The following is a 21,072-nucleotide window of genomic DNA, read 5'->3' on the forward strand; positions in this document are numbered from 1 at the left end:
ACATGCTATATGCCTATCGCCCGACTGCCTCCCAACTCGAACGCCTGCCGGCGGGGGACGATCTGGCGGAGGCGCTGTGGGTCGATCTGCTCAATCCCCTTCCCGAGCAGGTGGCGGCGGTCGAACGGCTCGGCGTCACCGTGCCTTCGCTCGCGGACATGGAGGAAATCGAGGTCTCGAACCGGCTCTACCGCGACGGGGAGACGGAGGTGCTTACCATCGTGCTGCCGGGCCTCGACAAGGAGAAGCGGCCGAAGCTCGGGCCCGTCGCCTTCCTGATCACGCCCGAGCGGCTGTTCACCGTGCGCTATCACACCCCGCGCCCGTTCGAGACCTTCGCCGCCCATGCCGCGCAGACCAGCGCGGGGTTCGCCGGGCGCCGCCGCCTCTTCCTCGGCCTCACCGAGGAGATCATCGCGAGGCTCGCCGACCTTCTCGAAGGGGTCGGGCAATCGGTGGATGCGCAATCGCATATCGCGTTCCGGGATCCGCCGCCGCGCGGCGACGACCTTGCCGATGTGCTGCGCGCGCTCGGCCGGCAGAGCGAACAGGTCGCCAAGTACCGGCACGCGCTGCTGACCCTCGACCGGGCGCTGTCGAACTTCGGCCTCGGACTGAAGATCGAGCGGGACAAGATCCTGCGCGACATCCTCAAGGCGCAGGTGGGGGATATCCAGGCCCTCACCGTGCACGGCGATTTCCTTGCCAACCGGGTTGCCCAGCTCACGGATGTGACGCTGGGTCTCATCAATCTCGAACAGAGCGACACGAGCCGCATCCTGTCGGTGGTGGCGGTCCTGTTCCTGCCGCCGACGCTCGTCGCCTCGGTCTACGGGATGAACTTTCCCTTCATTCCCGGACTTGAGAACCCGCATGGCTATCTCATCGCCACGGCGCTGATGATCGGATCGGCGCTCGGCACCTATCTCCTTTCCAAATGGCAAAAATGGTTGTGATCCGATGATCCAGATCGAAAATGTCTACAAATCCTTCACGCTGCACAACCAGGGTGGCGCGGAGATCCCGGTGATGGCGGGCGCCTCGCTCCGCGTCTCGCCCGGCGAATGCGTGGCCCTCACCGGCAATTCCGGGGCGGGCAAATCGACGCTGATGCGGATGATCTACGGCAATTACCTCGCGCAATCCGGGCGCATCCTCGTCGGCGGAACCGACGTCGCCTCCGCCGCCCCGCGCGAGATCATCGCGCTGCGCCGCAAGACGCTCGGCCATGTGTCGCAATTCCTGCGCGTCGTGCCGCGCGTGCCGACGCTCGAGGTGGTGGCCGAACCGCTCCGCGCGCTGGGTCGTCCGCGCGCGGAGGCTCTCGGACGCGCCCGCGACCTGCTCTCTCGGCTCAACATCCCCGAAACCCTCTGGGGCCTCTCGCCCACCACCTTCTCCGGCGGGGAGCAGCAGCGGGTGAACATCGCGCGCGGCTTTGCCCATCCCTATCCCGCGCTTCTCCTGGACGAGCCGACCGCCTCGCTCGACGCGATGAACCGCGAGACCGTGCTGGCCCTCATCGAGGAGGCGAAGGCGCGCGGCGCGGCGATCGTCGGCATCTTCCACGACGCGCCGGCCCGCGACCGGGTGGCCGACCGGGTGATGGATGTCGCCGCGTTCACACCGGCGAAGGCGGCCTGAAATGGTGGGACGTCTTTACGCCGTCGTCGGGCCCTCGGGCGCGGGCAAGGACACGCTGATCGAGGCGGCTCTGGCGCAGCGCGGCGATCTGGCCGTGGTCCGCCGGGTCATCACCCGGCCCGCCGATGCCGGAGGCGAGGAGTTCGAGAGCGTGAGCGAGGCCGAATTCGACCGGCGCGCGGAGGCCGGGGAATTCGCCCTGCACTGGGAGGCGCATGGCCTCAGATACGGCGTGCCGCTCAGCGTGGACGATGCCCTTGCAGAGGGGCGGGACGTGCTGTTCAACGGTTCCCGCGCCGTTCTGCCCGAAGCCTATGCGCTCTATCCCAACATGGGCGTGCTGCTCGTCACCGCCTCGCCGCGGGTGCTGGCCGAACGGCTGGCGAAACGCGGCCGCGAAAGCCGCGCGCAGATCGAGAAGCGGCTGGCGCGTGCGGAATACGACATCGCGCCGGGCCTGCCGGTGCGGCGCGTGAACAACGACGGCGATCTCGAGGATGCCGTCACCGCCTTTCTCGCGGCGCTTCAGCCGGAGAGGGTGTAGCGGTGCAGCAGGTGGAAGCGCCCGTCCTCCGCCTCACCGAAGAGGCACAGATCCTCAATGCGGAACGGGACCGGCAGGAGCGGTGCGAGGTGCGGCGCGAGGGCGGCGCGGACCGCCTCCGCCTCTTCCTGCGGCAGGTTGCCGGTCAGGGTGAGGTGGAAGCGGAATTCCTCCATCACATAGGGATAGCCCCATTGCACGAGATAGGCATCCTGTTGCGGGGTCAGCCCGGCGGCGCGGCGACGGGCAAGCTCGGTCTCCCCCGGCTGCGCGCGATGCGGGTCGAGCGTCGCGACCGCCGCCCCCGCGAGGTCGGACAGCGCGGCGGTATCCCCCTCCGGCACGAGCGCGAGGAAGCCGCCGAGACGGCTCAGGCGCAGGCCCGGCATCTCGACGGGCGCCCGGCTCGCGCAGAAGGCTTCGAGATCGGCGGTGAGCTCGGCGCGGCTGCCCGTCAGCCGGAACGGCGGCTTGATCGTGCCGTGAAAGCCGTATTTGCGGGGGGCTTCGGTGATCTCCGGGATCGGGCGGGGCAGCCCGTCGACCGCCGGGTGCACCCGCGGCACGCCTTCGAACGGATCCCATCCGAGCCAGTCGGCGCAAAACTCCGCGAAGCCGCCCGGCCGGGGTGCGTAATAGATCGCATATCTCTTGAATTCATCCATGACGCTCTCCCTATCCCGTGCGGATCACAGTCCTGTGACACCGCCGCCGCCGGGGGGCGTCTTTGCAAAGGACCGTATCCATGACCGACCTGATCCTGACGAATGCCCGGATCGTTCTCGACAGCGAGCTTATCCATGGCAGCCTGCATGTGAAAAGGGGCAGAATCGCGGATGTGGGCACCGGGCGGATTTCCGGCCCCTCCGCCGTGGATTGCGCCGGCGACCTGCTCATTCCGGGCCTCATCGAATTGCACACCGACAATCTCGAACGCCATATCGAGCCGCGCCCGAAGGTGGACTGGCCGCACAGGGCGGCGATCCTCGCCCATGATGCCGAACTCGCCTCGGTCGGCATCACCACGGTCTTCGACGCGCTGCGCGTGGGCTCGATCCACACCGTCGGCGATGCGGGTTATCGCAAATACGCCCGCGCGCTGTCGCGCGAGATCATGGGCCTGCGCGATCTAGGCGCGCTGCGGATCAGCCATTTCCTGCACCTGCGCGCCGAGCTCTGTTCCGAAACGCTCGAGGAGGAGATGGCCGAGTTCGGCCCCGAGGACCGCGTCGGCCTCGTGTCGCTCATGGATCACACGCCCGGACAGCGGCAATTCCGCGACCTGTCTAAGCTCCGGAATTACGTGCAGAAGAAACGCGGCATGACCGACAGCCAGTTCGACGATCACGTGAACCATCTCTACGACCTGCGCGATCGCTATGCCGCGCGGCATGAAACCGTCGCCGTGGCGGAGGCGCGGCGCTATGGCGCGGTGCTCGCCTCCCATGACGACACCACGGCCGACCATGTCGAGGTGTCGCGCCGGCATGGCGTGCGCGTCGCGGAATTCCCCACCACCGTGGAGGCCGCGCAGGGCTGCAAGCTGCATGGCATCGCGGCGATGATGGGGGCGCCGAACCTGATCCGGGGCGGGTCGCATTCCGGCAACGTGGCGGCGCATGAGCTGGCGGAGCGCGGGCTGCTCGACATCCTGTCCTCCGACTACGTGCCCTCCGCCCTGATGAGCGCGGCCTTCCTGCTGGCCGATCTCTGGGACGACCTGCCGCGCGCGGTCGCGACGGTCACGCGCAACCCGGCGGAGGCGGTCGGTCTCGACGACCGGGGCCGGATCGCGCCCGGCCTCCATGCCGATCTCGTGCGGGTGACGCGCATCGACGGAATGCCGGTGATCCGCGGGGTCTGGGCGCATGGCCGCCAAGTCGCATGACGCCGCGACCGGGGCAGGGGCGGGGCGTGCGGGCTGCTTCCTTCACCCGGCGAAGGTGATCGTCGCCTCGATCGCCCGCTTCCACGCGGCGTATTTTCGCGCCCTGTCGGGCTCCGGCATGGCGGGGGTGAAATCCGCATCCTTCTGCCAGCGCGCGGCAAAGGCCTCCCTGTCCGGCAGGACGCCGGCCTTCTGCCCGGCGAGCCAGGCGGCCCCCATCGCGGTCGTCTCGAGGACCTTCGGCCGTTCGACCGGCTGGTCGAGGATGTCGGAGAGGAACTGCATCGCCCAGTCCGAGGCGCTCATCCCGCCATCGACCCGGAGCGTCTCCATCCGCACCGTGCCGCGGGCGGCCTCCCAGTCGGCCTGCATCGCCTCGATCAGGTCGCGGGTCTGGTAGCCCACGCTCTCGAGCGCGGCACGGGCGAATTCCCGCGGCCCGGAATTGCGCGTCAGCCCGTAGATCGCGCCGCGGCAGTCCGCGTTCCAGTAGGGCGCGCCGAGCCCGGTGAAGGCGGGCACGAGGACAAGCTCCTGTGTCGCATCGGCCCGGTGCGCGAGGGGCTGGGTCTCGGCGGCGTTGCGGATGATCTCCAGCCCGTCGCGCAGCCATTGCACCACGGCCCCCGCGACGAAGATCGAGCCTTCGAGCGCATAGGTGGTCTCGCCCCCGATCCGATAGGCGATGGTCGTGAGCAGGCGGTTTTGCGACATGACCGGCGTATCGCCCGTGTTCAGGAGCGCGAAACAGCCCGTCCCGTAGGTCGATTTCACCATGCCCGGCGTGAAACAGGCCTGGCCGATCGTCGCCGCCTGCTGATCGCCCGCGATGCCCAGGATCGGGATCGGGCGCCCGAAGAGATCGGCCCGCGCCTCCCCGAAGTGCGCGTCGCAGTCGCGCACCTCGGGGAGCATGTCCATCGGAATGCCGAGCCTTTCGCAGATCTCGTCGCACCAGCATTGCGCGCGAATGTCGTAGAGCATCGTGCGGGCGGCATTGGTCACGTCGGTGGCATGGACTTTCCCGCCCGTGAGGCGCCAGACCAGCCAGCTGTCCACCGTGCCGAAGGCAAGCTCTCCCGCCTCCGCCCGCGCCCGCACGCCGTCCACATTCTCGAGGATCCAGGCGAGTTTCGTCGCGGAGAAATAGGGATCGAGCAGGAGGCCGGTCTTTTCCGTCACCACGTCCTCGAAGCCCTCCGCCTTCAGCCGCCGGCACATCTCGGAGGTGCGCCGGTCCTGCCAGACGATCGCATTGTAGACCGGCTTGCCGGTCCTGCGGTCCCAGACCACCGTGGTCTCGCGCTGGTTGGTGATGCCGATCGCCGCGATCCCTGCCGCATCCGTGCCCGCCTTCTCGATCGCCGCGCGACAGGTCGCCGCCGTCGTCGACCAGAGGTCGGAGGCGTCATGCTCGACCCAGCCGCTTTGCGGAAAATGCTGCGCGAATTCCGCCTGTGCCGAGGCGGCGACGGAGAAGCTGTCGTCGAACAGCATCGCACGGGTCGAGGTGGTGCCCTGGTCGATGGCGAGAATATGGGTCACGTTGTCCTCCCGCTTGCCTGCTTCCTGTAGAGACGCCCGCCCCTCGTCTTGCGCCCGGTGTCCTCGATGCCGGGAAAGGCGCCGGCGCGCACCCCGCGCAGGACTGCGTTGCCGAGCCGGACCTTTTCCCCGATGGAGAGGTCGTTCCATCGCGCTCCGACCGCCTCCGACAGGTGAAACGTTCCCTCGGGCTGCGCGTCGAGCGCGTCCCGGATCATCCTTTGCCGTTCCGGTGTCATTCGGTTCCTCTCCCGTGTTTGCCCTTCGCCGCCGCGCCCGCGACGCTCATTCCGCGGCCTCCTCCGCGCGCCGTTCGGCCGTCATCCAGCGGTCCAGCGCGGCAACCTGTGCCGGGTCGAGCCGCAGGCCGAGTTTCGTGCGCCGCCAGACGACGTCTTCCGCCCGCCGGGCGAATTCGTGGCGCATCAGCCAGCGCACCTCCGCCTCCGTCAGCGTCGCGCCGAAGGCCTCGCCCAGTTCCCCGGCCGTCGCGGCCGTGCCGAGGATCAGCACCGCCTCGGTCCCGTAGCTGCGCACGAGCCGCCATGCCCATGCCTCCGTCAGGAACGGAAAGCGACCCCGGAGATCCGTCACCAGCGCCGCGGCCCCGTCCACCGGGAAATCCCCGCCCGCAAGCGGTGCCCCGGCGGTCCAGGGGCCGCGGGTGACGGTCAGGTGCGTCCCGATCTTCTCCAGCGCGGCCTCCGCGAGGCGGCGATAGGTGGTGATCTTGCCGCCGAAGACATTGAGCAGCGGAGCGCCGTCCCCGGCGGCGAATTTCAGCGTGTAGTCCCGCGTCGCCGCCGTGTTGGACGCCGCACCCTCGTCATGGAGCGGGCGCACCCCGGAATAGGTCCAGACGATGTCCGCCTCCGTGACGGGCGTCCTGAAATACCGGTTGGCGAAATCAAGGAGATAGCGCTGCTCCTCCGGCGTGCAGACCGGCGGCTGCGACGGGGCCGGATGATCCGCCTCGGTCGTGCCGATCAGGGTGAAGTCGCCCTCGTAGGGGATCGCGAAGATGATGCGCCCGTCGGTGCCCTGGAAGAAATAGCACTTGTCGTGATCGTAGAGGCGCCGGGTGACGATATGGCTGCCGCGCACGAGGCGCACGCCCTCGCGGGAGGGCAGGTCGATCCTGTCATGCAGGATCTCTCCGACCCAGGGCCCGCCGGCGTTCACGAGCAGGCGCGCGGAATGCGTCGCCGTCCCGCCGGTCTCCATGTCTTCCGTCTCGATCCGCCACAGCGCGCCCTCGCGGGCCGCGCGGACGACCTTCGTGCGCGTGAGGATCGCCGCGCCGCGCGCCGCGGCGTCGCGGGCGTTGAGCGCGACGAGGCGCGAATCCTGCACCCAGCAGTCGGAATATTCGTAAGCCCGTTCGAACCGCTCCTGAAGCGGCGCGCCCTCCGGCGTGCCTGCGAGAGAGAGGGTCTGCGTGCCGGGCAGGATCTTCCGCCCGCCCAGCGTGTCGTAGAGGAAAAGCCCGAGGCGGATGAGCCAGGCCGGCCGCTGTCCCCTGAGCCAGGGCATCGTCAGGCCAAGCAGGCGCGAGGTGGGGGTGGTGCTCTCGAAGCGCATGTCCTCGTGATAGGGCAGGACAAAGCGCATGGGCCAACTGATATGCGGCATGGCGCGCAGCAGAACCTCGCGTTCCTTCAGCGCCTCGTGGACCAGCCGCAGCTCGAAATATTCGAGGTAGCGCAGCCCGCCGTGAAAGAGCTTCGTGGAGGCGGAGGAGGTCGCGGAGGCGAGATCTCCCATCTCCGCGAGGGTCACGGACAGACCGCGCCCCGCCGCGTCGCGCGCGATGCCGCAGCCATTGATGCCGCCGCCGATGATGAACAGGTCTGAAATGCCGGTGCCGTCGATCTCGGCCATGCCGCCTCCCGGAAAACCGCCCCGACCCTAGCCCGCAAGGCCCCGGACCCGCAAGCGGCGGCGTTGGGTCGCCTTCGTCTTGCGTCCTGTGCGGGCGGGATCATCCCGCGCGCCCTGCTCGACCTATGGCCGCGGGCGGAAAAATCAAATCTCTTTCGGCAGAAAGGGGGCGGCGCGAGGGACGCACCCTGCGCCGCGGCCGCCGTCAGCCGCAGGACACCGCCCTGCGCCCCCTGCGGCACGCGCGTCCGGTGATCCCGCTGGCGAAGGCCGGCGGAGGGCCGACCGAACGCCGCGGCGGGGCGGGGGTCAGGACCAGTCCATCCCCTTGAACTCCTCGCGGAACGCGAAGCGTTCGAGATGATTGTCGACGATCGCCTTTGCGCGGACCAGCCCCTCTTCGTCCTCCGCAGTGACGTCGAAGACGAGCGCATCGGGATGCGCCACGCCCGTCGCGGGACCGACGGGGAGCGGGAAGTGGGCGGTGTTCCCCTCTTCCTTCACGTCGAGCTTGTGGCCGAAGTGCTTCGCGAGCTGGGTGAGATATTTCTGGGCGTTTTCGGTCTGGAAACGACCGGTCGAGCTGAGCATGCGGTTCTCCAATCTTTCTTGCGGGAATACAGGCTGGACCTGTCCGCGTCTATATCTTATCGAAATACTCGGATTGTTGAACCGATTACAGCACCGCATCAGATCCGGGAGTTCCTGATGAAACGCATTCTCGCCAGCGCCTTCTGCGCCGCCACCTTCCTCCTGCCCGCCGCGACCGCCTTCGCGGATCCGGTTACCGTCGCGACCGCCGCGGGCGAGGTCCGGCTCGACAGCCGCCCGGAGCGGGTGGCGGTCTACGACATGGCCGCGCTCGACACGCTCGATGCGCTCGGGGTCGGGGCGGTCGCCGGGGCGACGAACGACACGTTCCTGCCCTATCTGGAGAAATACGAGGGCGACCTCGGCACGCTGTTCGAGCCGGATCTCGAGGCGCTGAACGCGCTTGCCCCGGATCTCGTGATCGCCGGCGGCCGCTCCGGCCCCCAGATCGGCGCGCTGTCGCGCATCGCGCCCACGATCGACATGACCATCGGCACCGACATCGTCGGCGACGCGAAGGCGCGGCTCGCAGCCTATGGCACGCTCTTCGGCCGGGAGGCGGAGGCCGAGGCGCTCGGCCGGGAGCTCGACGCCCGGCTCGAGGCGGCGCGGAGCGCGATCGCGGGCAAGGGGACCGGCCTCGTCATCCTCACCAACGGCCCGAAGATCTCCGCCTATGGCGCGGGCAGCCGCTTCGGCTGGCTCCACGAGTCGCTCGGACTGCCGCAGGCCGCGGAGGATCTGGACGCGGAAGCGAACCACGGAGAGGCCGTCTCCTTCGAATTCATCCGCAAGACCGATCCGGACTGGCTCCTGGTGATCGACCGGGTCGCCGCCATCGGTGCGGAGGGGGCGGGGGCCGCGGCCACGCTCGACAATCCGCTCGTGGCCGATACGACGGCCTGGAAAAACGGCCAGGTCGTCTATCTGAACGCCGGCGAACTGTATATCGCGGGCGGCGGCTATACCTCGCTGACGCATACGCTCGATCTCATCGCGGACGCCTTCGGCGACGGCGCCTGATGATCCGGGAGCGCGTCCTTCCGGCCTCGCTCCTGGCGGGGCTGATCCTCGCGAGCCTGCTCACGGGGGTCGCCTCGCTGTCGGGGGACGGGCTGTTCCTGCTGTCGGTGAGCCGGCTGCCGCGCACGCTCGCCGCGCTGCTCGCCGGCGCCTCCCTCGCGATCTCCGGTGTCATCATGCAGATGCTCGTGCGCAACCGTTTCGTGGAGCCCGCCACCGCCGGAACGGGAGAGGCGGCGGGGCTCGGGCTCGTCGCCGTCACGCTGCTCGCCCCCGGCGCGGCGATCTGGGTCAAGATGGCCGCCGCCACTTTCGGCGCGCTCCTCGGCACCGGTCTCTTCCTCGCGCTCGTCCAGCGCCTGCCGCGGCGCGATCCGCTGCTCGTGCCGCTCACCGGCATCGTCTATGGCGGCATCCTCGGCGCCGTCGCGACCTTCGTCACCTTCGAACGCGACCTGCTGCAATATATCGGCGTCTGGATGTCGGGAGAGTTCTCCGGCGTCATGCTCGGGCGCTACGAATTCCTCTGGATCGCCGGCGCCCTCGGCGTGCTCGCCTATCTCTATGCCGACCGCTTCACCATCGTCGGCATGGGGGAGGAGACCGCGACCGGCCTCGGCCTCGACTATCGCGCGGTAATGGCGCTCGGGCTGCTCATCGTCTCGGTCACCACCGCCGTGACGGTGGTCAGCGTCGGCATGATCCCCTTCGTCGGGCTCGTCGTCCCCAATATCGTCGCGCGGCTCCACGGCGAGAACCTGCGCCGCACCCTGCCGCTCGTCGCCTTTTCCGGCGGCGCGCTGGTGCTCGCCTGCGACATCCTCGGGCGGGTGATCCGCTATCCCTACGAAATTCCCGTCGGCACGGTGCTGGGCGTGCTCGGTGCGGGGCTTTTCCTGTGGTTGCTCCATGCCCGTCGCTAGCCGTCCGCTCATCCTCACGGGTCTGGTGACGCTGCTCGCCGCGGGCGCCTTCATGACGCTCGGGGCGCGGGGCAACTGGGATTTCGTCCTGACCTTCCGCGGCGGCAAACTGCTCGCCCTCGTCACCGTCGCCGTCGCGGTCGCGCTCTCCACCGTGGTCTTCCAGACCCTGACGGCGAACCGCATCCTCACACCCTCGATCATGGGCTTCGACGCGCTCTACCTGCTGCTCCAGACCCTGCTCGTGTTCTCGCTCACCGGCGCGGGCTACGCCGGCCTGCCGCCGCTCGCCAAGTTCGCCGCCGAGGTGGTCCTGATGCTCGGCGCCTCGCTCGCGCTGTTCGGCATGGTGTTGCGCGACGCGCGCGACCTGTCGCGTCTCGTGCTCACGGGGATCATCTTCGGCGTGCTGTTCCGCTCCCTCACCGGGCTTCTGAACCGGATGATCGACCCGTCGGAATATTCCGTCGTCCAGTCGGCGAGCTTCGCGCGGTTCACCTCGGCCGATCCGTCGCTGACCTGGATCGCCGCACTCGTCACCGCAGGATGCGGCCTGCTGCTTTTCGTCCGCGCGCGACGGCTCGACGTGCTGGCGCTCGGCCGCGACAGCGCGGTCTCCCTCGGGCTCGACCATGCCGGCGAGACCCGTGTGCTGCTCGTGGTCGTCGCGCTGCTCGTCTCCGTCTCGACCGCCCTCGTGGGGCCGGTGATCTTCTTCGGCCTCCTCGTCTCCGCGCTCACCTATCGCCTCGCCGGAACCTGGCGACACCGGGTGCTCCTGCCGCTCTCCTGCCTCGTGTCCGCCGCGATGCTGATCCTCGGCCAGACCCTGTTCGAGCGTGTCCTGTCGCTGCAAACCTCGGTTTCCGTGGTGATCGAGGCGCTGGGCGGACTGCTTTTCCTCATGCTCATCCTCAAGGGACGCACCTGATGATCGACACGCGCAACCTCTGCGTCTCGCTCGGCGGCACGCCTGTTCTCCACGATATCTCCGTGACGGTGCCCGCGGGCCGGCTCACCGCGCTGGTGGGACCGAACGGGGCGGGCAAGTCGACGCTGCTCGCCGCGCTCGGCCGGCTGGTCGAGCCCCGGCGCGGGGAGGTACGGCTGGAGGGCCGGCCCCTCGAAGACTGGCCGAAGGCGCAGGTCGCGCTCAAGCTCGCGATCCTGCGCCAGCACACGGCCATCGCGCCCCGGCTCACCGTGGAGGATCTGGTCGCCTTCGGCCGCTATCCACATTCTCACGGACGAATGACCGACGCCGACCGGGCGGAGGTCCGGCGTGCCATCCTGCGGCTCGACCTGGAGGATTTCGCCGGACGCTATCTCGACACGCTTTCCGGCGGCCAGCGGCAGCGGGCCCTGATCGCCATGACGCTGGCGCAGCAGACCGGCGCGATCCTGCTCGACGAGCCGCTGAACAATCTCGACCTGGCCCATGCCCGGCGGGTGATGCGCATCGCACGGGAGGAGGCGGAGGCGGGCCGGACCGTCGTCGTCGTGCTGCACGACCTGACGGTCGCCGCGGCCTATGCCGACCATGTGGTCGCGATGAAGGCGGGGCGCGTCCAGGCCGTCGGCCCGGTCGGGGAGGTGCTGGCCTCCGGTCCCCTCTCCGAGCTCTACGATACCGAGGTCGAGGTGATCGAGACGGGCGGGCGCAGGATCGTCCTTCCGGTGTGATGCGCCGCGCGCGGAGACGGCGGCGCGGCCGCTCCGAAAGGGGGCACAGGTTTTCTCGCGCGCACCGGGAACCGGCAGGGCCGGATGGCGTTGAGCGCCCATGCCAGAGAAACATGACGATCCGGCGTCCGATCCCCCGGAGGAACAGTCCGAAGCGGTGCAAAAACCATCCGAGGAACGGTCGGTCGCGAGCGCGGCGCGGCTGTCGGCCCGTCTCATCTATGAGGTGATCCGACGCGACGGGGAGGCGGAACTGGGGCGGCCGGCGATCTCGCTGATCTGGTCGGGCCTCGCCGCCGGCATCCTCATCAGCTTCTCGGTCGTCGCGCAGGCGGTCCTGCATGCCTATCTGCCGGAGGCGGACTGGTCGATCCTCGTCGAGAGCCTCGGCTATTCCGTCGGTTTCATGATCGTGATCTTCGGACGGATGCAGCTGTTCACCGAAAACACGATCACCACCGTCCTGCCGGTCGTGGCCGGACGCCTGCCGGGCCGCGTCCTGCGGATGCTGCGGCTCTGGGGGATCGTGCTCGGGGCGAATATCCTCGGCACGACGCTCGCCTCCTTTGCCCTGAGCGTGCCGGGGGTGCTGCCCGCGGAGATCCTCGAGAGCGCTCTGGCAGTCTCGCGTCACGCGGTGGAAGGCGATGCGGGGGCGAATTTCCTGCGCGCCATGCCGGCCGGCGTCGTCATCGCCGCGCTCGTCTGGCTCCTGCCCGCGGTGCAGAGCAATTCCTTTTTCATCATACTGATGCTGACCTGGCTCATCGTGGTCGCGGGTTTCGCCCATGTGATCGCGGGCTCGGTGGAGGCGGGGCTCCTGGCCTGGAGCGGGGAGATCACGCTCGCCGATGCCGTGCTCCGCTTCTTCCTGCCCGTGCTCGCGGGCAATGTGATCGGCGGGACGGCGATCTTCACGCTCACCACATGGGGCCAGGTGAAGAACGAGGTCGTCCATGAGGAGGACGAGCCGCAGACCTGGCCCCGCAGCCCCCGTGAGCGGCGGTGAGAGCGCAGGCGGGGTGATGATCCGAGGCGGGACCACGGGGAGGGGGCTCCCTCCCGTGACGGGGAGGGGGCTCCCTCCCGTGACCGGGTCCTTGCCTGAGCGGAGTTTCCCCCGCCGCAGGCGTTCGCCGGCTCCGCGCCACACCTCTCCGGCCTCCTTTTCAGATCTGCGGCAGGCAAGGCGGCTGCACGACCGGCAGGAGCCAGGACGAGGCGGGTCGCGACGCGGCACCTGCGGTCCCGTCCCGGCAGGGAGATGCGGCCCCTGCTCAACGGAAAACGCCCCGCTGCCTGGGCAGCGGGGCGTTGCATGTCGTCCTGGCCGGGCCGGTCAGATGTCGTATTCCGGCATCTGTTCGAGCTCTTCCTCGGTCGACTCCACATGCAGCGTGATGTTGTCACCGTCCTGCTGAAGCTGGATCTGGGACGGATCGAGAGCGACCTGCTTTTCCCCGATCCCGAGGAAGCCGCCCACGTCGACGATGATCTGCGACACTTTCATCTCATCGTCGAGCACCACATCGCCGATTTCGCCGATCTCGTCACCGTTGGTGCCGTAGACGGTCTGGCCGGTCAGGTCTTCGGCGGTGAACTCGTCCCAGGCGGCGAGCTGGTCCTCGTCGGTCATCGCCGCGCCGGTGCCCGCGGTGCCGTCCGTGCGATCTTCCGTCATGGCCCGATCGGTCGCGCCGGTTTCGTTGTTGAGCGGATCGGCCGCAGGGTCGGTGGTGGTGCCGGGAGTGCCGGTCACGGCCGCGCCGTCGGTCGTGCCGTCGAGCGTGGTGCTCCCGTCAGCCCCGATGGTGTCATTGGTCTGCTCCTGATATTCGGGCGCCTCCTCGAGCGCAGCGCGCGAGCCGGTCAGCACGAGGAAATAGTCGTCGGCACTGTCGCCGTCGGGAACCATGTTGAGCTCGTCGAGATTGACCGCGACGGTCTTCTCGCCCATGCCGAGGAAGCCGCCCACGTCGACGAGCACCGCTTCGACATCGCCGTTGAGGCTGATCACCACATCGGAGATTTCACCGATGTCTTCCCAGTTCTCGTCGGCATCCGTCATGTTGGCGGAAGTGTCGACATCGCTTTCGGTCGAGTAGACGCGCTTGCCGATGAAGTCGGACGCCATCACGGCGTGCTCGACGGAGCCATAGAAGACGTCGCCGCCGGTTTGCGCGGACATGTTCTGATCGGTGGTCATGTCGGTCGTGGCGGCCGGTTCGTCCGTGGCGGGATTCGGATCGGGGGCGGTGTCCTGAGCGACGGCGGGCATCGCCAGACAAAGGCCCAATGCCGTGGTAGCGAACAGCTTTTTCATACTCATACTCCGTTTGTTTTCGCCCTGAACAGGACGGGCCGTCCCGCGACGCTCTCCTCCGCGTCGCCATGTGAGTGACCAACACGAAGCCTTGGGCAGAGTTCCGAAGTTTACGGAAATTTTTCGCCGATGCGTCGGATTGAAAGGTTCTATGTTGACATATTGCGGAAATATTCCGGCAACGATTGCAAATTATTGATGCACATGAATTTCCCGTGACGCGACTTCCGGGCGGAAACGCGCTGATGGAGGCCGGTGTGGAGCGGGCGCTGCGCTCAGCGGCGCAGCGCGGCGAGGGCGAGAAGCGCCCCGCGGATCGTCTCCATCTTGTCGATCACCCCCGGCGAGAGCACGAAGGGATAGAAGGTTTCATGCCCCATCGCCTGGTTGACGGCGTTGAGCGCAATGGTGAGCGCGACCCAGTCGCCGGCGAGGCGGGACATGGGGTGGTGCAGGAGGGCGGCGGGATCCTGTGCCCCCGTGCCCTCCAGAAGCCCGTAGGCCTGCGCGGTCTCGAGCCCCCCGAGCATGTGCAGCACATGCGCCCAGGTCTCCGCGAAATCTTCCCAGGGATGGGCCGTGGCATAGGCAGAGATGAAGGTCTCGTCCCAGTCGGCGGGGGGGCCGTTTTCGTAATGGGCCGCGAGGGCGGCGGCGTAGTCCTGCCGCTCGTCGCCGAAGGCCGCGCGCAGCCGATCGGTCCAGCCCGGCTCCGCCGCCGTCAGCACATCCCAGTAATGATGCGCGATCTCGTGGCGGAAATGGCCGAAAAGGGTGCGGAAGGGCTCGTTCATCTGCTGGCGGATGCGCGCGCGCTCCACATCGTCGGCCTCCGCGATGTTGAGCGTGATCGTCCCGTTCTCGTGCCCGGTCAGCACGCGCGGGGCGGTTTCGTCGGGCGGATCGGCGCGGAATTCGAACCGGGGGGCGGGGGCGCCGCTGGCATCGGCCAGCGGCAGGCCGAGATCGCGCACCTGGAGCAGGACGGCGCGCTTGGCCCGTTCGAGCCGCGCCCATTTCGCCGCCGCGCCCTCGCGCGACAGGTCGGGAATGACGGTGGTGTGGCGGCAGTCGTCGCAGAGCGCCCCGGCGGCCTGGGCCGGGCGGTTGCAGCCGATCAGCGCGCGGTTGGCGCAGCCCGGCCTGTCGGTCGTCAGCGCGAGGAACCCCGCGGCCGGGTCAAAGACGACTTCGGTGCCGCAGCGCAGGCAGGCGGTGTTGCCGGGATAGAGGCCGTGCCCGCAGGTCGGGCAGGAGGTGCGGCGCATCGGGGATCCTCCTTGGGCGGGGTCCGCGGGAACAGGCGTGCTCCCGCGGTTGCGGCGCCGGCCTCGGGCGGCGCGGTCCGGCTCAGAAGGTGATGACCCTGTGGGTGCCGATGTTGGGCTTCTCGTCCTCGTTGAGATTCGCCTTGGCGATCTCGAACCCGAACTTGAGCGCACTGGCGGAACTGCCCCAGAGCGCCGCATCCTCGAGCGCGAGGCGAAGCATGGTGAGGTCGGGATCCTCCTTTCCGCCGTGGAACCACGCGGCGGCGACCGGCGACCAGATCTCCTCGAGCTTGCCGGGATCGCGCGTTTCCGTCAGCGTCCCGCGCAGGCAGGCGTCGAAATCCTGATCGGCGCTCATCACGCAGAAATGCGCCTTCGCCCCCGGCGACAGGGATCTCACCAGATCGGTGTCCTTCGAGGTCAGGAACCAGATCTCGTTGCGGTCCCAGTCCGGATAATGGGTCATGGGCTGCATGTGCTGATGCGTTCCCTCGACCCCGAGCATCCCGGCGCGCAGGTCCTTCATCTCCTTGATCAGGGCTTCGCGGGGATCTTTCTCGACGGCTTTATGGGCGTTCATGGATCTCTCCCTTGTCTGGATGTGACGTTCCACAGTCAACGGTTTCGCCGCGCCCCTGTTCCTGAGCCCGGCGAAAATATGCGTGTCCGCGATCACTTCAGCCTCGCCGCCTTGCGCAGATCCTCGACGAAGGCCGCCCGCGCCTCCGCCCGCTGCCCCGCGTCGCGCAGGCGCAGGAGATAGGCCGGATGCACCGACAGCAGGACGGGCGTGCCGTCCTCGGCCTCCTCCACCTTGCCGCGCCGCTTCGTCATCGCCTCGCCGGAGCCGGTGAGGGCGCGCGCGGCCGTCGCCCCGAGCGCGAGCAGCGCCTTCGGACGCACCGCCTTCCGTTCGAGGTCGAGCCACCAGCGGCAGGCCTTGATCTCCCCCGCATTGGGACGCTGATGCAGCCGCCGCTTGCCACGCGGGGTGAACTTGAAATGCTTGACGGCATTGGTGACATAGGTCTGGGCACGGTCGAGGCCGGCCTCCTCGGCACAGGCGTCGAACAGCCGGCCCGCCGGCCCGACGAAAGGCCGGCCCGCGAGATCCTCCTGATCTCCGGGCTGTTCGCCCACCACCATCAGGCGCGCGCCTTCGGGGCCCTCGCCGGGCACACCCTGGGTGGCGCAATCTCCGATCGGGCAGCGGTGGCAGGCATCGAGGGCGGATTTGAAAGTTTCAAGCGTCACGTCACTCTCCATCAGCGACTTCGGTCGGTCAGAACGAATACGCCCGGCGCGGGGATGGGGTTCCGTGGGCAGGGCCGCCTGCATCGCCCCGGCGCGGCCGGGCGCGCTGCGGATCATCCCTTCGATGAGCGCGGCCTCGGGCAGGTTCTTCCAGTATCGGCGCGGCATTTCGGAGGTCATGGCAGAGATCCTGAGCCGCGCAGGATTGAAGATATTCGCGAAATAGACGCGCCACAGCTCCTCGGTCGCGTCCTCGGGCGGCCGGTCGGCCCCGCGCGCGCTCCCGAAGGAGAGCTTCCCCGCCTCGAACCGGGCGGTGAGCCTGGGGGTGGCGATGATCCAGTCCATGTCGCCGAAGCGCCGGGTGAAGAAGGGCGCGGCGGCCTCGAGCACCGGATGGTCCGGCTCGAACCACGCCGCGAAGCTGCGGCGCGGAGCGCCGGGGACGCCGATCTCGCGGAAGCGCACAAAGGCGTGCATCTTGTGGATCTCGCGCCGCACCGCCTTTTCCTGGGCGAGCAGGCGGCAGAGCGCGGGGTCGGTCCGGTCGCCCCAGCGCAGCTCCCCGCGCGCCAGCCGCAGCACGATCTCATAGGCGCGGGCAAAGCGCTCCGGGTCGCGATGATGGAGCGCGGTCTCGAGCACGGGAAGGGCCGCGCGGGGCAGGGTGAGCGCGACGGGATCTGCGGCGGGAACTGCGGCGGGCCGCGCCTTGCCGAACAGGTCCGGCTCGGCCCGCCCCACGCTCCAGCGCAGCTCCGCGCCCGGCACGCCGGCGGCGGCGAGCCTGCGCGCCTCGCGCCGCCAGGCGGCGACGGTGCCGGTCTCCGGCAGGATCACCTCGTGCATCAGAACAGGCTCAGTTGCTCGGGCGGCGGCGCGACGCGGGCGCGCAGGTCCGCGGCATCCGTAAGGCCGCGGGGCGACCAGCCGGGCAGGGCGATGAAGGGCCGCGCATGTTTCATCACGCAGCCCAGGCGCAAAAGGTCCTCGTAGCGCAGCGTTCCGTGCCGCCGTGCCTCGAGGATGCGGGCAACGGAGCGGGTGCCGAAGCCGGGCACACGCAGCAGCATGTCCTTCGGCGCGCGGTTCACCTCCACGGGAAAACGGTCCCGGTGCGCGAGCGCCCAGGCGAGCTTGGGGTCGATGTCGAGATCGAGCATCCCGCCCGCGGGTGCGAGTTCCGTGGCATCGAACCCGTAGAACCGCATCAGCCAGTCGGCCTGGTAGAGCCGGTGTTCGCGCATCAGCGGCGGGCGCCGGAGCGGCAGGAGCTTCGAGGCGTCGGGGATCGGCGAAAAGGCGGAGTAGTAGACCCGCGTGAGCCTGTAGCCGGTGTAGAGCCGCGCGGCGCTCGCGAGGATATCGCTGTCTTTCGCCGCATCCGCGCCGACGATCATCTGGGTCGACTGTCCCGCGGGGGCGAAGGGGCGGGCGCGGCGGCCGGTGAAGCTCGTCTCCCGCGCCGCCTCGTGCCGGCGGCGCAGCTCCGCCATGGCGCTGCGGATCTGCCGGGCGCTCTTCTCGGGCGCATAGGCGGCGAGCCCGCGCTCGGTGGGCATCTCGACGTTGATCGACAGCCGGTCGGCCCATGTTCCCGCCTCCTCCAGAAGCTCCGGCGCGGCGTCGGGAATGGTCTTCAGGTGGATGTAACCGCAGAAATTCTCCCGTTCGCGCAGGGTGCGGGCGATGCGGACCATGTCGGCCATCGTGTCGTCGGGAGAGCGGATGATGCCGGACGACAGGAACAGCCCCTCGATATAGTTGCGCCGGTAGAATTCGAGCGTGAGCCCGACCACCTCCTCGACGGTGAACCGCGCCCGCTCGACGCGGGAGGAGGCGCGGTTGATGCAATAGGCGCAGTCGTAGATGCAGAAATTCGTCATCAGGATCTTCAGCAGGGAGATGCAGCGTCCGTCCGGCGCATAGGCGTGGCAGATCCCGGCTCCGCCGGAGGAGCCGAGGCCGGCCCCGTCGCTGGAGTCGCGCCGCTCTCCGCCGGAGGAGGCACAGGACGCATCGTATTTTGCCGCATCCGCAAGAATCGCGAGCTTGTCGGAAAGGGATCTCTTTACCATTTGTTCACGATATGTTCCTGCCGCGGCAAGTGCAACAGCCGCGCACCCGGAGGCTCAGCTCCGGCCGATCACGTCTTCGGCAAAGCTCGGATGGGTGCCGGTGGCCTGCGACAGCGTCTCCCGCGTCGCCCCCGCGGCGAGGAGTGCTGCGAATCCCGCGATGAGATCGGGCGCCGCCTTGCTCAGAAGCCCCGCCCCCGTCAGTCGCCCCTCCGCGTCATAGGCGAGGCGCGAGCGGCTGCGGTCGAGCCCCGATCCCTCCCGCGCGAGCACCCAGGTCTCGAGCGGGTGGAGCGTCGTCTCCTCCGTCCGTCCGCCCTCCGGCGACAGGTGTCCGACCTGCGCCATGGGCGGGATCGTGTAACAGGCGGTCGCGACCAGCGACAGGTCGACCTGCGTGCCGCCCCTGCCATGGAGCATGTGCGCGAGCGTTTCCCCGTCGCGCACGGCGACCGGCGTGAGCGGCAGGCGGTCCGCGACGTCGCCGATCGCGAAGAGGCCGGGTTGCGAGGTCTCGAACCGTGCGTCGACGGCAAGCGCGCCGCTTTTCGCACGGTCGAGCCCGGCGACCAGCGGGCCGAGCGTGTCGACATTCGGCTGCCGTCCGACTGCGCTCAATACCCGGTCCGCCGTGACCGGCGGCCCGTCCCCGAGCACGACCTGAAGCCCCTCCGGACTCTGTGCGAGGCAGGTCGGGGCGGTGCCGAGCCGCAGCGTGATCCCGCGCGCCTCCAGCATTTCGCTCACGGTCGCGACGAGTTCCGCATCGAATTCCGACAGGATGCGGTCTCCCGGCTCGATCAGCGTCACCTTTGCCCCGAGCGCCGCGAAGATGGAGGCGAATTCCGCCCCGATATAGCCGCCGCCGAGAATGGCGAGCCGTTCCGGCACGGCGGTCCAGTGGAAGACCTGGTCGCTTGTCGCCGCAAGTCCGATGCCGTCGAGATCGGGCTGCTGCGGCCGGGCGCCGGTCGCGATCACGATCTGCCGGGCGCGATGGGGCTTTCCGTCGATCTCGACGCAGCCCGGCTCTGGCAGGTGCGCCGTGCCGCGCAGGAGCGTGACGCCCTTTTCCGCGAGCTTCGTGGCATAATCGTCGTGGATGTCCGACAGGCGCCGCTGGATCGCCTCGCGCAGGGTGCGGAGATCGAACCGCGCCGCGTCCGACAGGCCGAGGCGCGCGGTCTCCGTCGTCCGCGCCATCAGGGAGGCCGCTTCCCACATCAGCTTCTTGGGCACGCAGCCGCGGTTCACACAGGTCCCCCCGATCGCGCCCCGCTCGACGAGCGCGATCCGGGCGCCGTTCTGCGCCGCCTCCTGTGCAAAGGCGAGGCCGGCGGAGCCTGCGCCGATGACGATGCTGTCGAAATCAGGGGCCGGGGCGGATGGGGTCACGAGAGATCTCCGTTCTTTTTCTTCCAGTCCAACGGCGTAGCGACCGATCCGTTCCCCGCAATCGCCGAAGGCGTTCCGGCGCGGGACAGGCCGGGCCGGACGATGCGAAAAAAATCGCCCCGCGCGCGGGAACCTTCGCACGGTTCAGGCGTTGAAGGCGGCAACGCAAGACAAGAAGAACATAAGCGGGGGGAGACGGAATGAGCATGATGGAGATCGCCGTGAAGGAAAATCTCCGGTTTCGGCATGCGTTGCGCAAGGCGGTCCAGGCCGACCACGATGCGACCGAACGTGTCTTCGCCCGGTTCGACCAAGAGGGCACCCGCCATCTTTCCTGGTTCCTCGCGGCGCAGCGCGCCGGCCTCTGGGCGCTCTACGAGTCCTGCGGCAATCGCGACCGGCTGCTCTGCGGCCCTGCGCTCATCGACCTCATCGAACGGCTCGACTTCGATCTCGCGATCGAGGATGTGCGGCCGCGGTCGCTCGAGCCGGATTGCGTGCTCGACTGCCTGGCCGTGGACTATCTCGTTCTGGGGTCGCGGCTCGGCACCGAAGCCATCCGCCGGAAACATTTTGCGGAGGTCCCGCGCGAACAGATCCCGACCTATTTCCTCGCCGGCTCGGACGGGCGGCTGTGGAAGAAACATTGTGATGCGCTCGACGGCATCGCACCGGGATCGTCCCGCGCGCGCCGCATTTTCGAAGATACGAGAAAAGGTTTTGCGCTGTTCGAGAGAGCCGCGGCGGCCCAGGACAGCCCAGGATGACCAAGCGTCCCACGAGGACATGACGCCGGCGCCCGCGTCGACCTGACGAATTGCGACCGCGAACCGATCCGCCTTCTCGGCCGCGTTCAATCCTATGGGGTGGCCGAACGCCTCGCGGCGGCCGGCGTGCCCTTCGCGCTCGCGACGGGCTATGGCGCGGACGGCGATCCGGTCACGGCCTATCCGCGCCGCGAGATCGTGCAGAAGCCGTTTTCGGAAAGCGCGATCCGGGAGGCGATGGCCCGCGCCTTTTCGGCCTGAG

Annotated in this window: 22 protein-coding genes; 11 read left to right on the forward strand and 11 right to left on the reverse strand. The window is 68.8% G+C overall.

All coding sequences use genetic code 11. The features are described from left to right. Positions 1-2 precede the first annotated feature (2 nt). From P73_RS04135 to phnN, 3 genes are read left to right on the forward strand one after another with little or no spacing between them, the layout of a single operon-like run. Positions 3-956: a CorA family divalent cation transporter gene (locus P73_RS04135; RefSeq protein WP_043868586.1), complete on the forward strand. Its 954-nt coding sequence runs from the start codon at positions 3-5 to the stop codon at positions 954-956. 4 nt (positions 957-960) lie between these two features. Further along, the gene (phnL, locus tag P73_RS04140; protein ID WP_043868587.1) at positions 961-1,644 is read left to right on the forward strand and encodes a phosphonate C-P lyase system protein PhnL; all 684 of its coding nucleotides are present in this window, start codon (positions 961-963) and stop codon (positions 1,642-1,644) included. A 1-nt stretch (position 1,645) separates the two neighbouring features. After that, positions 1,646-2,188, forward strand: coding sequence for a phosphonate metabolism protein/1,5-bisphosphokinase (PRPP-forming) PhnN (gene phnN, locus P73_RS04145; protein ID WP_043868588.1), 543 nt, complete (start codon positions 1,646-1,648; stop codon positions 2,186-2,188). On the opposite strand, the gene P73_RS04150 is transcribed toward phnN, so the two are convergent. Continuing rightward, positions 2,170-2,853 carry a DUF1045 domain-containing protein gene (locus P73_RS04150; protein ID WP_043868589.1) on the reverse strand — a complete coding sequence of 228 codons (684 nt, stop codon included), beginning with the start codon at positions 2,851-2,853 and terminating at the stop codon, positions 2,170-2,172. The genes phnN and P73_RS04150 overlap by 19 nt on opposite strands. An 80-nt stretch (positions 2,854-2,933) precedes the next feature. On the opposite strand from P73_RS04150, the gene P73_RS04155 reads away from it, so the two are divergent. Then, on the forward strand, positions 2,934-4,076 hold the full coding sequence (locus P73_RS04155; RefSeq protein WP_043868590.1) for an alpha-D-ribose 1-methylphosphonate 5-triphosphate diphosphatase: 1,143 nt from the start codon (positions 2,934-2,936) through the stop codon (positions 4,074-4,076). Positions 4,077-4,118: 42 nt separating this feature from the next. On the opposite strand, the gene glpK is transcribed toward P73_RS04155, so the two are convergent. The 4 genes from glpK to P73_RS04175 form a co-directional block, all read right to left on the reverse strand. Then, on the reverse strand, positions 4,119-5,621 hold the full coding sequence (gene glpK, locus P73_RS04160) for a glycerol kinase GlpK (RefSeq protein ID WP_043868591.1): 1,503 nt from the start codon (positions 5,619-5,621) through the stop codon (positions 4,119-4,121). Beyond that, positions 5,618-5,860 carry a DUF1413 domain-containing protein gene (locus P73_RS04165; RefSeq protein ID WP_043868592.1) on the reverse strand — a complete coding sequence of 81 codons (243 nt, stop codon included), beginning with the start codon at positions 5,858-5,860 and terminating at the stop codon, positions 5,618-5,620. Before P73_RS04165 ends, glpK begins: the two co-directional genes overlap by 4 nt. Positions 5,861-5,906: 46 nt before the next feature. Next, positions 5,907-7,502 carry a glycerol-3-phosphate dehydrogenase gene (gene glpD / locus P73_RS04170; RefSeq protein WP_043868593.1) on the reverse strand — a complete coding sequence of 532 codons (1,596 nt, stop codon included), beginning with the start codon at positions 7,500-7,502 and terminating at the stop codon, positions 5,907-5,909. 309 nt (positions 7,503-7,811) lie between these two features. Next, positions 7,812-8,093 (reverse strand): DUF2218 domain-containing protein, encoded by a 282-nt coding sequence (locus tag P73_RS04175; protein ID WP_043868594.1) that lies wholly within the window; start codon positions 8,091-8,093, stop codon positions 7,812-7,814. A gap of 117 nt (positions 8,094-8,210) precedes the next feature. Between P73_RS04175 and P73_RS04180 the strand changes: the two genes are divergently transcribed. The 5 genes from P73_RS04180 to P73_RS04200 all read left to right on the forward strand — a co-directional run bounded on the left by P73_RS04180 (position 8,211) and on the right by P73_RS04200 (position 12,731). Continuing rightward, positions 8,211-9,116: a siderophore ABC transporter substrate-binding protein gene (locus P73_RS04180; RefSeq protein ID WP_043868595.1), complete on the forward strand. Its 906-nt coding sequence runs from the start codon at positions 8,211-8,213 to the stop codon at positions 9,114-9,116. Beyond that, positions 9,116-10,039 (forward strand): ABC transporter permease, encoded by a 924-nt coding sequence (locus P73_RS04185; RefSeq protein ID WP_043868596.1) that lies wholly within the window; start codon positions 9,116-9,118, stop codon positions 10,037-10,039. The genes P73_RS04180 and P73_RS04185 overlap by 1 nt, the downstream gene beginning before the upstream one ends. After that, positions 10,026-10,970 (forward strand): iron chelate uptake ABC transporter family permease subunit, encoded by a 945-nt coding sequence (locus P73_RS04190; RefSeq protein WP_043868597.1) that lies wholly within the window; start codon positions 10,026-10,028, stop codon positions 10,968-10,970. Before P73_RS04185 ends, P73_RS04190 begins: the two co-directional genes overlap by 14 nt. Continuing rightward, complete coding sequence (locus P73_RS04195; RefSeq protein ID WP_043868598.1) at positions 10,970-11,722, forward strand: iron ABC transporter ATP-binding protein; 753 nt, start codon at positions 10,970-10,972, stop codon at positions 11,720-11,722. The genes P73_RS04190 and P73_RS04195 overlap by 1 nt, the downstream gene beginning before the upstream one ends. A 100-nt stretch (positions 11,723-11,822) precedes the next feature. Continuing rightward, the gene (locus P73_RS04200; protein WP_052453033.1) at positions 11,823-12,731 is read left to right on the forward strand and encodes a formate/nitrite transporter family protein; all 909 of its coding nucleotides are present in this window, start codon (positions 11,823-11,825) and stop codon (positions 12,729-12,731) included. Positions 12,732-13,061: 330 nt separating this feature from the next. On the opposite strand, the gene P73_RS04205 is transcribed toward P73_RS04200, so the two are convergent. From P73_RS04205 to P73_RS04230, 6 genes are all read right to left on the reverse strand, one after another. Continuing rightward, entirely contained in the window at positions 13,062-14,045 is a 984-nt protein-coding gene (locus P73_RS04205) for a PRC-barrel domain-containing protein (protein WP_043868599.1), read from the reverse strand. Positions 14,046-14,320: 275 nt separating this feature from the next. Further along, positions 14,321-15,313: a zinc-binding metallopeptidase family protein gene (locus P73_RS04210; protein ID WP_043868600.1), complete on the reverse strand. Its 993-nt coding sequence runs from the start codon at positions 15,311-15,313 to the stop codon at positions 14,321-14,323. 82 nt (positions 15,314-15,395) lie between these two features. Beyond that, the gene (locus P73_RS04215; RefSeq protein WP_043868601.1) at positions 15,396-15,896 is read right to left on the reverse strand and encodes a pyridoxamine 5'-phosphate oxidase family protein; all 501 of its coding nucleotides are present in this window, start codon (positions 15,894-15,896) and stop codon (positions 15,396-15,398) included. 92 nt (positions 15,897-15,988) lie between these two features. Then, positions 15,989-17,419, reverse strand: coding sequence for a UdgX family uracil-DNA binding protein (locus P73_RS04220; protein ID WP_043868602.1), 1,431 nt, complete (start codon positions 17,417-17,419; stop codon positions 15,989-15,991). Next, positions 17,419-18,648: a putative DNA modification/repair radical SAM protein gene (locus P73_RS04225; RefSeq protein WP_043868603.1), complete on the reverse strand. Its 1,230-nt coding sequence runs from the start codon at positions 18,646-18,648 to the stop codon at positions 17,419-17,421. The genes P73_RS04220 and P73_RS04225 overlap by 1 nt, the downstream gene beginning before the upstream one ends. Before the next feature lie 54 nt (positions 18,649-18,702). Next, positions 18,703-20,043, reverse strand: coding sequence for a dihydrolipoyl dehydrogenase family protein (locus P73_RS04230; protein WP_043868604.1), 1,341 nt, complete (start codon positions 20,041-20,043; stop codon positions 18,703-18,705). Positions 20,044-20,243: 200 nt separating this feature from the next. Here P73_RS04230 and P73_RS04235 point away from each other — a divergent pair, with 200 nt between their 5' ends. After that, positions 20,244-20,810: a heme oxygenase-like domain-containing protein gene (locus P73_RS04235; RefSeq protein ID WP_139267139.1), complete on the forward strand. Its 567-nt coding sequence runs from the start codon at positions 20,244-20,246 to the stop codon at positions 20,808-20,810. A gap of 99 nt (positions 20,811-20,909) precedes the next feature. Then, positions 20,910-21,071, forward strand: coding sequence for a response regulator (locus P73_RS25895; RefSeq protein WP_158401910.1), 162 nt, complete (start codon positions 20,910-20,912; stop codon positions 21,069-21,071). Position 21,072 lies beyond the last annotated feature (1 nt).

The sequence above is a fragment of the Celeribacter indicus genome, from assembly GCF_000819565.1.
Classification (GTDB): domain Bacteria; phylum Pseudomonadota; class Alphaproteobacteria; order Rhodobacterales; family Rhodobacteraceae; genus Celeribacter; species Celeribacter indicus.

Excerpts from the sequence above, each read along its gene's own strand:
- P73_RS04190 (WP_043868597.1), top strand. The coding sequence starts at position 10,026 with ATGCCCGTCGCTAGCCGTCCGCTCATCCTCACGGGTCTGGTGACGCTG.
- P73_RS04175 (WP_043868594.1), bottom strand. The coding sequence starts at position 8,093 with ATGCTCAGCTCGACCGGTCGTTTCCAGACCGAAAACGCCCAGAAATAT.
- P73_RS04200 (WP_052453033.1), top strand. The coding sequence starts at position 11,823 with ATGCCAGAGAAACATGACGATCCGGCGTCCGATCCCCCGGAGGAACAG.
- phnN (WP_043868588.1), top strand. The coding sequence starts at position 1,646 with ATGGTGGGACGTCTTTACGCCGTCGTCGGGCCCTCGGGCGCGGGCAAG.
- phnL (WP_043868587.1), top strand. The coding sequence starts at position 961 with ATGATCCAGATCGAAAATGTCTACAAATCCTTCACGCTGCACAACCAG.
- P73_RS04165 (WP_043868592.1), bottom strand. The coding sequence starts at position 5,860 with ATGACACCGGAACGGCAAAGGATGATCCGGGACGCGCTCGACGCGCAG.
- P73_RS04210 (WP_043868600.1), bottom strand. The coding sequence starts at position 15,313 with ATGCGCCGCACCTCCTGCCCGACCTGCGGGCACGGCCTCTATCCCGGC.
- P73_RS04150 (WP_043868589.1), bottom strand. The coding sequence starts at position 2,853 with ATGGATGAATTCAAGAGATATGCGATCTATTACGCACCCCGGCCGGGC.
- P73_RS04135 (WP_043868586.1), top strand. The coding sequence starts at position 3 with ATGCTATATGCCTATCGCCCGACTGCCTCCCAACTCGAACGCCTGCCG.
- P73_RS04180 (WP_043868595.1), top strand. The coding sequence starts at position 8,211 with ATGAAACGCATTCTCGCCAGCGCCTTCTGCGCCGCCACCTTCCTCCTG.
- P73_RS04215 (WP_043868601.1), bottom strand. The coding sequence starts at position 15,896 with ATGAACGCCCATAAAGCCGTCGAGAAAGATCCCCGCGAAGCCCTGATC.
- glpD (WP_043868593.1), bottom strand. The coding sequence starts at position 7,502 with ATGGCCGAGATCGACGGCACCGGCATTTCAGACCTGTTCATCATCGGC.
- P73_RS04205 (WP_043868599.1), bottom strand. The coding sequence starts at position 14,045 with ATGAAAAAGCTGTTCGCTACCACGGCATTGGGCCTTTGTCTGGCGATG.
- P73_RS04195 (WP_043868598.1), top strand. The coding sequence starts at position 10,970 with ATGATCGACACGCGCAACCTCTGCGTCTCGCTCGGCGGCACGCCTGTT.
- P73_RS04235 (WP_139267139.1), top strand. The coding sequence starts at position 20,244 with ATGAGCATGATGGAGATCGCCGTGAAGGAAAATCTCCGGTTTCGGCAT.
- P73_RS04225 (WP_043868603.1), bottom strand. The coding sequence starts at position 18,648 with ATGGTAAAGAGATCCCTTTCCGACAAGCTCGCGATTCTTGCGGATGCG.
- P73_RS04185 (WP_043868596.1), top strand. The coding sequence starts at position 9,116 with ATGATCCGGGAGCGCGTCCTTCCGGCCTCGCTCCTGGCGGGGCTGATC.
- P73_RS04220 (WP_043868602.1), bottom strand. The coding sequence starts at position 17,419 with ATGCACGAGGTGATCCTGCCGGAGACCGGCACCGTCGCCGCCTGGCGG.
- P73_RS04155 (WP_043868590.1), top strand. The coding sequence starts at position 2,934 with ATGACCGACCTGATCCTGACGAATGCCCGGATCGTTCTCGACAGCGAG.